This window comes from Isachenkonia alkalipeptolytica (assembly GCF_009910325.1).
In the GTDB taxonomy this organism is placed as follows: Bacteria; Bacillota; Clostridia; order Peptostreptococcales; family T1SED10-28; genus Isachenkonia; species Isachenkonia alkalipeptolytica.
The window spans coordinates 1-13,045 of sequence record NZ_SUMG01000017.1; the positions used below are offsets into that span (position 1 = coordinate 1).

12 protein-coding genes are annotated in these 13,045 nt (G+C 47.2%); all 12 read right to left on the reverse strand.

Going from position 1 to position 13,045, the window contains the following annotated elements:
* Window positions 1-145 precede the first annotated feature (145 nt).
* Entirely contained in the window at window positions 146-1,198 is a 1,053-nt protein-coding gene (ftsY, locus tag ISALK_RS11520; RefSeq protein ID WP_160722432.1) for a signal recognition particle-docking protein FtsY, read from the reverse strand.
* An 11-nt stretch (window positions 1,199-1,209) separates the two neighbouring features.
* Complete coding sequence (gene smc / locus ISALK_RS11525; protein WP_160722434.1) at window positions 1,210-4,791, reverse strand: chromosome segregation protein SMC; 3,582 nt, start codon at window positions 4,789-4,791, stop codon at window positions 1,210-1,212.
* Between the two features lie 14 nt (window positions 4,792-4,805).
* The gene (gene rnc / locus ISALK_RS11530) at window positions 4,806-5,528 is read right to left on the reverse strand and encodes a ribonuclease III (RefSeq protein ID WP_160722436.1); all 723 of its coding nucleotides are present in this window, start codon (window positions 5,526-5,528) and stop codon (window positions 4,806-4,808) included.
* Window positions 5,529-5,713: 185 nt separating this feature from the next.
* Window positions 5,714-6,955: a beta-ketoacyl-ACP synthase II gene (gene fabF, locus ISALK_RS11535; RefSeq protein WP_160722438.1), complete on the reverse strand. Its 1,242-nt coding sequence runs from the start codon at window positions 6,953-6,955 to the stop codon at window positions 5,714-5,716.
* Between the two features lie 84 nt (window positions 6,956-7,039).
* The gene (acpP, locus tag ISALK_RS11540) at window positions 7,040-7,270 is read right to left on the reverse strand and encodes an acyl carrier protein (RefSeq protein ID WP_160722440.1); all 231 of its coding nucleotides are present in this window, start codon (window positions 7,268-7,270) and stop codon (window positions 7,040-7,042) included.
* 51 nt (window positions 7,271-7,321) lie between these two features.
* Entirely contained in the window at window positions 7,322-8,065 is a 744-nt protein-coding gene (fabG, locus tag ISALK_RS11545) for a 3-oxoacyl-[acyl-carrier-protein] reductase (RefSeq protein ID WP_160722442.1), read from the reverse strand.
* Between the two features lie 12 nt (window positions 8,066-8,077).
* Window positions 8,078-9,025 (reverse strand): ACP S-malonyltransferase, encoded by a 948-nt coding sequence (gene fabD, locus ISALK_RS11550; protein ID WP_160722444.1) that lies wholly within the window; start codon window positions 9,023-9,025, stop codon window positions 8,078-8,080.
* 2 nt (window positions 9,026-9,027) lie between these two features.
* Window positions 9,028-9,975, reverse strand: coding sequence for an enoyl-[acyl-carrier-protein] reductase FabK (fabK, locus tag ISALK_RS11555; protein ID WP_160722446.1), 948 nt, complete (start codon window positions 9,973-9,975; stop codon window positions 9,028-9,030).
* A gap of 3 nt (window positions 9,976-9,978) precedes the next feature.
* Window positions 9,979-10,971 (reverse strand): beta-ketoacyl-ACP synthase III, encoded by a 993-nt coding sequence (locus ISALK_RS11560; RefSeq protein ID WP_371723927.1) that lies wholly within the window; start codon window positions 10,969-10,971, stop codon window positions 9,979-9,981.
* 21 nt (window positions 10,972-10,992) lie between these two features.
* Complete coding sequence (gene plsX, locus ISALK_RS11565; protein ID WP_160722450.1) at window positions 10,993-11,979, reverse strand: phosphate acyltransferase PlsX; 987 nt, start codon at window positions 11,977-11,979, stop codon at window positions 10,993-10,995.
* Window positions 11,980-12,096: 117 nt separating this feature from the next.
* Window positions 12,097-12,678: a transcription factor FapR gene (gene fapR / locus ISALK_RS11570; RefSeq protein ID WP_160722452.1), complete on the reverse strand. Its 582-nt coding sequence runs from the start codon at window positions 12,676-12,678 to the stop codon at window positions 12,097-12,099.
* Between the two features lie 185 nt (window positions 12,679-12,863).
* Window positions 12,864-13,043, reverse strand: coding sequence for a 50S ribosomal protein L32 (gene rpmF / locus ISALK_RS11575; protein WP_160722454.1), 180 nt, complete (start codon window positions 13,041-13,043; stop codon window positions 12,864-12,866).
* Window positions 13,044-13,045 lie beyond the last annotated feature (2 nt).

A 13,045-nucleotide genomic window follows, 5' to 3' on the forward strand; every position in this document is an offset into this window, starting at 1 on the left:
AGTTTATTAAGGTTACCCAAAAACATTATACCTTGGTAATTTCTGTATTTTACAAAATCACGATTACCGCCAGCAATCTGGTGCTTATGTTTTAACTATTTAAGGACATTTTCTAAAAGGGTTGACATAGATTGCGGGATTTTTTTTAGTCGAAGAGGGCCTCCACAAAGGTCTTAGGCTCAAAACTCTGAAGATCTTCGAGTTTCTCTCCCACGCCGATGAGTTTTACAGGAACCTTCAGCTCCTTGCTTACAGAGATCACAATGCCCCCCTTAGCGGTGCCGTCCAGCTTCGTCAGCACCAGCCCGCTGATATTGGTTACCTCTTTAAAGATTTTTGCCTGTTGGATGGCGTTTTGTCCTGTGGTGGCGTCCAGTACCAACAAGGACTCCCGGGAAAGTCCGTCGCATTCCCGATTCACAATTTTAAACACCTTTCCCAACTCGTTCATCAAGTTTTTCTTGTTATGCAGTCTTCCCGCGGTGTCACAAATCAGCACGTCCACTTTTCGGGACTTCGCCGCCTGAATGGCATCATAGACCACCGCCGCCGGGTCCGAGCCCTCCTGGTGGGAAATCACATCGATTCCCGAACGTTCCCCCCAGATCTTCAACTGATCGATGGCTCCCGCACGGAAAGTATCCCCCGCCGCCAGCAGCACTTTTTTTCCTTCTCCCTTCAGTTTATGGGCGATTTTTCCGATGGAGGTGGTCTTTCCCACACCGTTGACTCCCACCACCATAATAACGGAAGGGGTGGTTTCCAGATTTAAATTGGGATCCGCCACTTCCTCCAGGGCCTCGGTTAACAGTTCTTTTAACAGTCCTTTTACTTCCATGGGATCCGTGGTTTTATTTTCCCGAACCCGGTCCCGAAGCTGATCAATGATTTCCATGGTGGTGTTTACTCCAAGGTCAGCGGTGATCAGAATTTCTTCCAGTTCCTCAAAGAGATCCTCATCAATTTTCGTATAGGATTTAACCATATCATCCACCCGGTCGGTAATCCCTTTTTTGGTTTTCGTCAGCCCTTCCTTCAATCTTCCGAAAAGCCCTCCCAGGGTAACGCCCTCCCCGGGGGTTTCTTCCTCTTGAGAGGAGGCGGGGCTTTGTCCTTCTTCGGGAGTACTTTCCTGTTCTTCCTTGCTTTCTTCCTCCCGGGTTTGTTCTTCACTTTTTTTAAACAAATTTTTCAGCATTATTTTTCCTCCTACATGGCTTTTTCATCTTCTACATAGTCTTTCATTTTCACGGACACCAGCTTTGAAATCCCTTCGGTTTCCATGGTAACGCCATAGAGCATATCCGCCGCCTCCATGGTGCCTTTTCGGTGGGTTACCACAATAAACTGGGTATCCCCGGCCAACTCTTTTAAAAATCCCGCAAAGCGGTATACATTACTTTCATCCAGGGCCGCTTCAATTTCATCAAGAACACAAAAGGGACTGGGTTTGATCTTTAATATGGCAAAAAGCAAGGCAATGGCGGTTAGAGCCCGTTCTCCTCCCGATAACAAAGAGAGGCTTTGAAGCTTTTTCCCCGGGGGTCTTGCCAGGATGGTGATCCCCGTCTCTAGAGGATCCTCCTCGTCTTCCAGTACCAGATCCGCTTTGCCGCCTCCAAATAACCGGGCGAAGGTTTCATTGAATTCTTTTTTGATTACCTTCAGCTGCTGAAGAAACTGGGTCTTCATCGTGCTTTCCATCTCTTTGATGATTCGGTTCAAGCTCTTTTTTGCTTCTAAGAGGTCCTTTTGCTGCTGGTCTAAAAAGTCAAAGCGCTCTTGGGTTTCCCGGTACTCTTCCACGGCTTCCAGGTTTACATGGCCCAGGTCTTTGATTTGCTTTCTTAAGGACTGGATTTGCCCCAGGGTGAGACTCCCTTCTTTTGAAGCAATCCACTCCCTTCCCTGGGCATCGCTCATTTCGTATTTTTCCCACAGGCCCTGGTGCAGATTTTCTCTTTGAACCTCAAGCTTGGTTGCCTTCATTTCCAATTTATATAAGTCCTCTTCGGCTCCCTTAAGGCTCCCGTTCTGTTCTTTGTGGCGTTTTTCTTGTTCTTTTTTCCTTTCAAGGGCCTTTTCCTCTTTTTCCTTAAAGACCTTTGCTTCTTTTTTCAGCGCCTCCAAAGCGATTTTACCCTGTTCAATTTCCCGGGTCTGTGCTTCGATTTTTTGATCAATGTTTTCTTTTTCCCGATGGCCCTTTTCAATGGCTTCTTTGTTTTCTTCAATGTCCCGGTTTTGGCGATGAATCTCCTTGTCCAGGGCCTGAACCTTACTTCCCAAGGCCTTACTTTGCTCTTCTATGGAGGCTTTTCGAACCTGCATTTCCTGGATGCGTTCTTTCAGGCCTTCAATTTCGTCCAGTTGCTGTAATAAATCCTTTTCCTCCACTTGAATATGGGATCGGTTCTTTTCCAGCCGGGCTTCAAGGCTGTTGATTTTTTCCTCCAGGATTCGATGTTCTTTACTATAATCCCCTTCGGTCTCCTCCAACTGTCCAAGTTCTTTTTTGCGATCGGCGATTTCCCGGCGGGATTCTTCCAAACGCTGTTTTTCTTGCACCAATTGTTCTTTCAAAGTAGCCTTTTCAATGGCGATCTGCTGAATTTTTTGATCCATCTCCCGCCTTTGATCCTCAAGACTCCGGGTTTCCCTTTGGAGCTCCCCGGCCTCTTTTCGAAGGTTCTCCAGGGATTTTTCCTCGGCCAGGGTCTCCTGCTGCAAGGTTTTCAGTTCCCCTTTTCTGGCCAGCAGCCCCTGACTTTTTTGTTGCCGGCTTCCCCCGGTCATGGACCCTCCGGGGTTCATCACATCCCCTTGCAGGGTCACGATTTTTACCCGGTGATTTAACTCCTTGGCCATGGGAACCCCCAGGTTCAGATCCGGAAGGATTACTACCTTTCCCAGCAAAGAAGAAAAAACGGAACTCAACTCTTTGGGATACTGAATAATATCTAAGGCAACCGAAGCTTTCGGTTCATCCTGAACTTTTTTTTGCTCCCGGGGCTGCAGGTTTTTTCCCGTGACTGTGGTTTTAGGCAACACGGTAATCCGACCAAGTTTATTGTTTTTACAGTGCTCGATCAGTTCTTTCCCCTTTGCTTCATCTTTTACCACCAGGTTTTGCATGGCATATCCCAAGGCGGTTTCAATAGCCAACTCATACCCCTTGGGTACTTTTATCAAATCCGCCACGGCCCCGTATAGACCCCGGGCAAAACTTTGATCCCTTTTTCCCTTTTGCAAAACCTCCTTAACACTTCGGTTAAAGCCTTCCTTCGAGGCTTCCAGATTCTTCAGCATCTGGATTTTCGACTTTTTATTTTCCAAATGGCGATCTTTTTCTTGAATGCTTTGCAGATATTTTTGTGTTTCCCTTTCTTTTTTATTCAGGGACGCCTCCAGCGCTTCCCGCTCTTTCTTCCGGATTTTTTCCTTATTCTCCCGGTCTTCGAAATCCTTTTCCAGGGTTTTTACCCGCTCTTCCTTTTCCTCCCGGAGGGTTTCGTCTTTTTCAAGATTATTTTCAATCTGGGTTTTTCGCTGATCAATGGATTTTTTTAAACTTGCCAAATTGGCAAGGTCCACCTTCCAATCGGAAAGCTGATTCATATCCCCAATGATCTCTCCCTTAATTCTTTCCACATCTTCTTTCCGATGAAGATTTTTTTCCTGTCTTTTTCCGTAGAGATCCTCTTCCCCCTTTAAATCCTGATCCAGGGTTGTTAACAAGGATTGCAGCTCCGAGATCTCTCGCTGTCCTTGGCTACGTTCTGTTTTAATCTCTTCTTTTCGTTCTTCTCCCTGACGGATTCTTTGTTGCAACTCCTCTTCCCGATCTTTCAGGTGCTGCACTTCCCCTTCATTCATTCTTCTGAGACCTTCTGTTTCCTGAATCTGATCCTTTTTTTCGTAGTATTCCTTTTCTTTTTCTTCATGGTTTTGCTGATACTCCAGAATCTGCTCTTCCAAGGAGAGGATCTCTTCTTCCCCTTTTTCCATTTCTTCTTTTATTTTTCGGATTTCTTCACTCCGCCTCTGTTTTTCCTCTTCCAATCCCCGGGTTTTTTCATCAATTTCCCTTATATCTCTTAGAATTTGTTTTACTTCCCCTTCTTTCAGGGTTTCATAAAGGACTAAATATTTCTCTGCCTTTTCTTTTTGCTCCCGCAAAGGATCGATGCGGCTTTCCAGTTCCTTTAATATATCCGACAGCCGTTGGAGGTTTTCCTCCGTGCCCTTTAACTTCCGCTGAGCTTCTTCTTTACGGCTTTTATATTTAACAATGCCTACCGCTTCTTCAATGACTTTTCTTCGGTCCTCCGCTTTATGGCTGAGGATTTCATCGATTTTTCCCTGGCCTACAATGGAGTAGCCGTCCTTTCCAATGCCGGTGTCCATGAATAGTTCCCGGACATCCTTCAGGCGACAGGGACTTTGATTGATTAAGTACTCGTTTTCCCCGGATCGATAAGCTCTTCGGGTAACCTTTACCTCCGAGAAATCGATGGGAATTCCTCCGTCTTCGTTATCCAATACCAGGGAAACCTCTGCCATTCCCAGCGGCTTTTGCTTTTCCGTACCGGAAAAGATCACATCTTCCATTTTGGCTCCCCGGAGGGTTTTAGCACTCTGCTCACCCAGCACCCATTTAATGCCGTCGGAAATATTGCTTTTTCCGCTGCCATTGGGGCCTACCACCCCGGTAACCCCTGTCTCCAAGTCCATGGTTATTTTGCTTGCGAAGGATTTAAAACCCTTCAGTTCCACTCTTTTAAGATGCAAATCCTTCCCCCCTTTTATCCCTGTTCGATTTTTTCAATGCTGTTTTGGGCCGCCTGTTGCTCCGCTTCTTTTTTGGTCTTTCCGCTACCCTTTTCAAAGGTTTGACTCCCTGCGATAACCTTTACTTCAAAGTTTTTATCATGGTCCGGACCCCATTCCCTAGTAATCCGGTACTCTATTTCTCCATAACCGAGCTTTTGTATTTTTTCCTGAAAAGTGGTTTTATAATCTTTTTTTGAAATCCTCTCCCGCTCAAAGGTATCCTCATGGAAAAAACGCAGCACGATGAAACGCTGTGCCGCTGCCATCCCTCCGTCTAAGTAGATTCCTCCGATCAGCGCCTCTAAGGCATCGGCTAAAATCGAAGAACGTTTTCTTCCGCCGCTGGCTTCCTCTCCTCTTCCCAGGAGCAAGTATTCTCCCAGTTTTAAGTTGTTTGCGATTTCACTTAAGGACTCCTCGCATACCAGGTTGGAACGATACTTGCTCAGTTCTCCCTCGGTCAGTTCCCGGTATTCATTAAATAAATAATTACTGACCACTAGGCCTAATACAGAGTCCCCTAAAAATTCCAATCGTTCATTATCATAAACCTTATCCCGTTTAAATTCATTGGCATAGGATCGGTGAACCAATGCCTGATTCAATATTTTTTCATTATTAAACAAATAACCGATTTCCCGTTGGATTTTTTGCAGTTTTTTCTTTCGATTGGATCCTATTTTCAGTGATGACATGATCCGTGCTCCTTCTATTCATTTTTTAGTATTATTTTATAACTCCGACCTCTAGTATACCATAAATCCCGCTTACTTCTAAAGCAAATTAACCTATAAAAAAAACTACGGAACCCTCCCCGAGGGATGAGTTCCATAGTTTTAAAGGAGTACGTGAAGCTTTTTCGGAAACATAGGGCCTTCCCCTAATCCCGGTATTTTTTAAAGAGAATGGTTGCGTTATGGCCTCCAAAACCTAAGGAATTGGACATGGCATAGTTTACGGTTCGCTCTTGGGCTTTGTTGGGAGTGTAATCCAAATCACACTCCGGATCCGGGGTATCGTAGTTAATCGTCGGCGGTACAATGCCGTGCTTGATGGCCAGTAACGAGGCGATGGCTTCCACCCCGCCTGCGGCCCCTAAGAGATGGCCGGTCATGGATTTCGTCGAGCTTACCGCCAGCTTATTCCCATGGTTCTTAAAGACGCTTTTTATCGCCATGGTTTCAAACTGATCATTGTAGGGCGTACTGGTTCCGTGGGCATTGATGTAATCCACGGCTTCCGGAGCCGTGTCTCCGTCGGCCAGGGCCTTGAGCATGGCCCGTTTTCCACCTTCACCCTCCGGTGCCGGTGCGGTGATATGGTAGGCATCGGCGCTCATGCCGTATCCCGCCACTTCCCCGTAGATTTCCGCTCCCCGGGCTAAAGCATGGTCCAGTTCTTCCAGAAGCAGTATGCCGCTTCCCTCACCCATGACAAAACCGTCCCGCTTTTTATCAAAGGGGCGGCTGGCTTTTTCCGGGGCTTCATTGGCAGTGGACATGGCCTTCATGGAGCAGAATCCCCCAATGGACACCGGCGTGATGGAGGCTTCGGTTCCCCCGGTGATCATCAGTTTTGCGTCCCCCCGCTGGATGATTTTATAGGCATCTCCGATGGCGTTGGTGGCCGAGGCGCAGGCGGTAACCACCGTGGTGTTCGGCCCCTTGGCTCCAAGACTCATGGAAACTTGACCGGAGGCCATGTTTACTATCATCATGGGGATAAAAAAGGGACTGATTCTTCGCGGTCCTTTTTCCAGCATTTTTTTATGCTGTTCTTCAAAGGTGGCGATTCCACCGATCCCGGAACCGAGAACCACACCGAAATCCTCATGGTCTATTGTTTCCGGATCGATTTTACTGTCTTCCATGGCAAGCTTTGCCCCCGCCACGGCGTACTGTACAAACAAATCCATTTTTTTCGCTTCTTTTTTTTCCATATACTCTTCCGCTTGAAAGTCCTTTACTTCCGCGGCAATCTTTGTAGGATAGTCGGCGGCGTCAAACTTTGTGATTTCCCCCACCCCTGACCGTCCTTCCATCAAGGCCTTCCAAAAGGCGTCTTTCCCGTGACCTACCGGGGTAATACACCCAAGACCTGTAACAACGACTCGTTTTTTCAAAATAAAACCTCCTTTATCAACAACTTGCCCTTCTTTTCAGCAGATAAGAAGCCCCGTTCGGGGCTTCTTCCGTTTTTTTTGTCTCTACTTGTTCTTTTCTACAAAGTCCACAATGTCACCGATATTTTTAAAGCCTTCCGCATCTTCATCGGGAATCTCAATTCCAAACTCGTCTTCAATAGCCATTACGATTTCCACGGCATCCAAGGAGTCGGCTTCCAAATCATTGATTAAAGAAGTATCCTTCTTAATCTCCTGGCTTTCCTCTAATCCTAACTGCTCTACGATAATTCCCTTTACTTTTTCAAATGTCATTTTGTATTCCTCCTATAATTTTGGTTTTGTATTTTATTGATTAAGCCGGTGCTACATCACCATACCGCCATCCACATGGATGACCTGGCCGGTGATATAGTCGGCGTCTTCACTGCTTAAAAAGCTTACCAGTCTCGCCACGTCCTCGGGTTTCCCGGGACGTTTTAAGGGTACGTTCCGAAGCATTTCCTCCCTGGCTTTGTCGGACAGGACTTCCGTCATATCGGTTTCAATAAAACCCGGGGCGATGGCGTTGACGGAGATGTTTTTACCTCCCAGTTCCTTGGCAATGGATTTGGTAAATCCGATGACCCCCGCCTTGGAGGCGCAGTAGTTCCCCTGTCCGGGATTGCCCATTACCCCTACCACCGAGGATAGGTTGATGATTTTACCCTTCTTTTGCTTCATCATTTTTCTTGCCACGGCCTTGGTGGTGAGGAATACCCCCTTCAGGTTCACATCCATCACTCCGTCCCAATCCTCTTCCTTCATACGGATCAGGAGATTGTCCTTGGTGACCCCTGCGTTGTTCACTAAAACATCCAGGGTGTCGAAATTTTCATTAAAAGTACGGATCATTGCCTCCACGTCGGCGGTTTCCGTAACATTTCCCTTAATGGATACCGCCTTTACCCCGTGGCCTTCTATTTCCTTAACCACTTCTAGGGCTCTTTCCTCATTGCTTGTAAAGTTGATGGCCACGTTGGCTCCCTGTCTTGCCAGTTCCAGGGCGATGGCTTTTCCAATTCCCCGGGAACCGCCGGTGACCAATGCATTTTTGCCTTGCAGTCTCAAATAAACCCCTCCTTAAACTCGAATTCTTTCGGTAAGTCCTTTTAAGTCCTGGACATTTTCGATATTCATCATATTCACCGACCGGTTATTCTCCTTTGCAATCCGTTTAATGAAACCGCTTAGGGTTTTTCCCGGACCGATTTCAATAAAGGTATCCACCCCTTCGGTCATCATGTATTCCACAGAGTCCTGCCATCTTACCGACTGGCTTACCTGACGTACCAGGCTGGGAATCACATGCTGTGCTCCCTCCAGGATTTTAGCCTCGGTGTTGGTTACAACAGGGATCTCCGGAGGGGCGATACGGGCCCTACGAAGAACCCCTTCCAATTTCATGCCCGCAGGCTTTAACAGGCTGCTGTGAAAAGGAGCGCTCACCGGTAAGATCACCGCTTTTCTTGCTCCTTTTGCCTTTGCCAGTTCCGCGGCCTTTTTTACACCTTCAACTTCTCCGGAGAGTACAATTTGAGCGGGACTGTTATAGTTTGCCACTTCCACCAAACCATAGGCGGAAGCCTCTTCAATACAGGGTTGTAAAAATTCTCTTTTCAGTCCCAGGATGGCGGCCATTCCGCCCACCCCTTCCGGCACCGCATCTTGCATATAACGTCCTCGCTTTTGCACGATTCTCACCGCATCTTCGAAGTCCAGCACCTTGGATGCTACAAGCGAAGTGTATTCTCCCAGGCTAAGCCCGGCGGTCATCTCACATTGAATGCCTTCCATTTCCAAAACTTCCAACATTGCAGCAGAGGCCGTTAGAATCGCCGGCTGGGTGTTTTCCGTTTTTTTCAGTTCCTCCTCGGAACCTTCAAAACATAAACTTTTCATATCCATTCCCAAACAGTCTCCGGCCTCTTCAAAAACCCTGCGGGCGGAGGGAAAATTCTCATAAAACTCTTTTCCCATCCCCGAGTACTGGGCTCCCTGCCCGGGAAACACGAATGCTACTTTACCCATCATTACCCCTCCTTTATAATTTCTGTGATTCTTTGATTGTTAACGGATGCATCCTGAATAATTTCATCAATAATTGCTTTACAGGGTTTGATCTCCTTTACCAGGCCTGCCACCTGACCGGCCATCACCGAGCCGCTGTCAACATCCCCGTCCACAACGGCCAGTCGTAACTTTCCAACTCCCGCTTCTTCCAAGGCTTCCGTGGAAGTATTTGCTTTTTCCAGCTTCATAAACTCCTTGGTAAATCGATTTCTAAGGACTCTTACCGGGTGCCCCGTAGTCCTGGCGGTAACCACCGCATCCCGGTCCTTGGCGGCAATCACCTTTTGTTTGTATTTTTCATGTACAGTACATTCCGTGGAGCAGATAAACCGGGTTCCGATTTGTACCCCTTCCGCTCCGAGACTGAGGGCCGCAAGCATCCCCCGTCCGTCGGCGATGCCCCCCGCAGCGATTACGGGAATATTCAAAGCATCGGCCACCTGGGGGGTTAAGGACATGGTGGTAACCTCTCCGATATGGCCTCCCGCTTCGGTGCCTTCAATAATCACGGCGTCGGCGCCGATTTTTTCCATGCGCCGGGCCAAGGACACCGAGGGTACCACGGGCAACACTTTGGTTCCGATGGCTTTTAACCGCTCCATGTATTTCCCGGGATTTCCGGCTCCCGTGGTGATCACCGGGATTTTTTCTTCAATCACTAAATCCATAATATCATCCACAAAGGGAGAAAGAAGCATTACATTCACTCCGAAATCCTTATCCGTTAAGGTTCGGGCCCGCTTAATCTCCTTTTCAATCACTTCCCTGGGGGCATTCCCCCCGGCGATAATGCCAAGGCCTCCCCCTTCCGATACGGCGGCGGCCAGATCCGCATTGGATACCCAGGCCATTCCCCCTTGAATAATGGGATAATCTATATTAAGTAGTTCCGTTATTCTCGTTTTCATTGTCTACACCTCTTTTGACCATTTTATTAAGCTCGATCCCCAGGTAAGTCCGCCGCCGAAGGCTACCAGTAAAATATTCTCCCCTCTGATCAGTTTCCCTTCCTTCGCCGCCTCGTCCAAGGCTACGGGGATGGACCCTGCGGATAGATTTCCGTACTTATGAAGGTTTATATACACCTTGTCCCTGGGCAGCTTCAGTCTCTTTGCTGCGGCATCGATGATCCGGATGTTGGCTTGGTGGGGTATTAAAAAATCCACATCCTCGATATCCCGTCCACTTTTCTTTAAGACCTCTAAAGAAGACTGTCCCATAATCCGTACGGCGAACTTAAAAACCTCGTTGCCGTCCATGGCAATGTAGTGAAGTTTATTTTCGACGCTTTCGTGGCTGGCAGGAATTCTCGATCCCCCCGCCGGCTGTTTTAAGACCTCTCCCTTTGCACCGTTGGCGCCCAGAGTAATGCCCTGAATGCCGTAGCCTTCCTCCACTTCCTGAAGAACTGCGGCTCCCGCTCCGTCTCCGAAAAGGACACAGGTATTCCGGTCTTCCCAGTTCATGATTTTACTGAGGGTCTCGGCCCCGATGATCAGTGCATTTTTCGCCATGCCTCCTTGGATCATGTTTTCCGCCACGGACATGGCGTAAACGAATCCCGAGCAAGCGGCTTCGATGTCGAAGGCAATGGCTTTGGACGCTCCCAGGTTTTTCTGTACGATACAGGCGGTGGAAGGAAAAGCCATATCCGGAGTTACCGTGGCTACAATAATGAGGTCCACATCCTCCGGAGCTAAGCCGCTGTCTTCCAAAGCTTTTACTGCGGATTCCGTTGCTAAATCCGACGTCGCTGTATCCTCATCCGCTACCCGGCGGCTTCCGATCCCCGTACGGGAACGGATCCATTCATCATTGGTATCCACCATGGCCTCTAGATCTTTATTGGTAAGGATCTTCTCCGGCAAAGCTTTCCCCGTGCCGGTGATTCCGATACTTTTTATCTGATTCAAAATCATCATCTCCTAATTCCCAAGGCTTTCTTGTATTTTGTCTACGATTTTATTCTCCGCAAACCGCTTCCCTTGGCGAAGGGCGTTTTTAACGGCTTTGCCGTCGGAACTGCCGTGGGCTTTAATCAGGACACCCTGTACCCCTAAGAAGGGGGCGCCTCCGTGCTCCGTGTAGTCATAATCCTTCTTGATTTGTCGAAGTTCCGGTTTTAGGATCCCCGCCGCCATCTTCGTCATAAAGGACTTGGTGAATTTCTCTTTTAACAGATCAAACACCGTCATGAAAACTCCTTCGGTTAATTTCAAAATAATATTTCCCGTGAATCCGTCGCATACAATCACGTCGGTTTTTCCCCGGGGAAGGTCTCTGGCCTCCATATTTCCTGTGAAGTTTAAGTCGCTTTCCTCTAAGAGGTCATAGGCCTCTTTCGTAAGCTCATTGCCCTTTCCCTTCTCTTCCCCTACGTTCACCAGGGAAACCTTCGGGCTTTTTACCCCGAGAATATGCTCCGAGTAAAGACTGCCCATAACCCCGAACTGCAGTAAGTTTTTCCCCTTGCATTCCGTGTTGGCTCCGCCGTCGATCAGTACCGAGGCACCGTTTTCATGAGGAAATACCGGGGCCAGGGCAGGGCGGTCGATTCCCTTAATCCGTCCTAGCACAAACAGGCCGCCGGCCAGCAGGGCGCCGGTGTTTCCTGCGGAAATCACGGCCTCGGCCCTTCCTTCCTTTACAAGATTTAAGGCCACTACCATGGAGGAATCCTTTTTTCTTCGGATGGCTTTTACCGGCGGATCTTCATTTTCAATTTTTTCGCTGCAGTGGATGATTTCAATTTTTTCTTTATCGTAATCGTATTGCTGAAGTTCCTTTGACAGTACTTCCTGATCTCCGGTGATCATTACCGTTATTCCGTATTCTTTCACCGCATCCACGGCCCCTTTTACTGTGGACTTTGGTGCATGGTCTCCTCCCATGCCGTCGATGGCTAATATCATGAAAACCCCTCCTGTTTCCGATTTAATTAAGTATTTTACCTTAAGTATTTTATTCACTTCATTTTTTCATTTCCTTAGGCTTCCTTTTTTTCGGTTCCCCGAGGAATCCTTCATGTTTTACTCCTCATCCATATCCATACTCAAGGAGACAAAGATGAATTTCCCCCGAAATACCTGTTTTTGATTAACCGTAATTTTCACATGAACAAAATGTTTATTTCCCCGGATTCGTACAAGTTCCGCTTTTGCCACTAATTTATCCCCCAGATAGATGGGTTTTAAATATTTTATATTGGCCACTCCGGTTAAGGCCACATCCGCATCGATCACGGCCATGGCCAGGGATTCTGCCTGGGAAAAAATATGATGCCCCCGAACAATGTTGGTTTTGGTAAATGCCATTTCTTCATCGGTTTCCAGAATCGATAGTCCCTGTTTTCCCAGGGTTAAGTCAATAAGTTCCCCCACTATCTCGGTCCCTGTCATACTCCGAACCTTCTCATAATTGGCCTGGGCCACATTGCGAAAGCGTTCCCTAAGTTCCGGAATCCCCAACTCCATTCGATCCAGCCGAAGGGTTTGAATACTGACTCCAAAGTTCGATGCCAGCTCCTCGTCATTTTGGAAAGGGTCTTCTTTGATCATTTCCTTTAATTTTTCCTGTCTTTCTTTTTTTGAAACCCGTTTCTTTCTACTCATTCCAATAGCTCCCCCGCTTTTAGCACTAATAGTTAGTACCTAGTCATAAAAACAGTATATAGCATGCTTATGAAAAAATCAATTCTTTTTTTATTTTTTCGATGCTGCTTAAGAATTTTTCTTGAATTAACCATAAAAAAAAATAGCAATGTATGACTACATTACTATCTTCTTAAGGATGCTTATTATTGAGTTTCAACCACTTCTTTACCTTTGTAGTGTCCGCAATCAGAACATACTCTATGAGGTAATTTCGTTTCTCCGCAGTTAGGACAATTTACGAATCCTGCTGCGGAAAATTTGCTGTTTGCAGCTCTTCTCATGTTTTTCTTAGATTTACTGGTTTTGCGCTTTGGTACTGCCATTG

Coding starts and splice junctions, on each gene's coding strand:
- acpP (WP_160722440.1), bottom strand. CDS start 7,270: ATGACATTTGAAAAAGTAAAGGGAATTATCGTAGAGCAGTTAGGATTA.
- fabD (WP_160722444.1), bottom strand. CDS start 9,025: ATGGGTAAAGTAGCATTCGTGTTTCCCGGGCAGGGAGCCCAGTACTCG.
- ftsY (WP_160722432.1), bottom strand. CDS start 1,198: ATGCTGAAAAATTTGTTTAAAAAAAGTGAAGAACAAACCCGGGAGGAA.
- fapR (WP_160722452.1), bottom strand. CDS start 12,678: ATGAGTAGAAAGAAACGGGTTTCAAAAAAAGAAAGACAGGAAAAATTA.
- fabK (WP_160722446.1), bottom strand. CDS start 9,975: ATGAAAACGAGAATAACGGAACTACTTAATATAGATTATCCCATTATT.
- rnc (WP_160722436.1), bottom strand. CDS start 5,528: ATGTCATCACTGAAAATAGGATCCAATCGAAAGAAAAAACTGCAAAAA.
- rpmF (WP_160722454.1), bottom strand. CDS start 13,043: ATGGCAGTACCAAAGCGCAAAACCAGTAAATCTAAGAAAAACATGAGA.
- plsX (WP_160722450.1), bottom strand. CDS start 11,979: ATGATATTAGCCATCGACGGCATGGGAGGAGACCATGCACCAAAGTCC.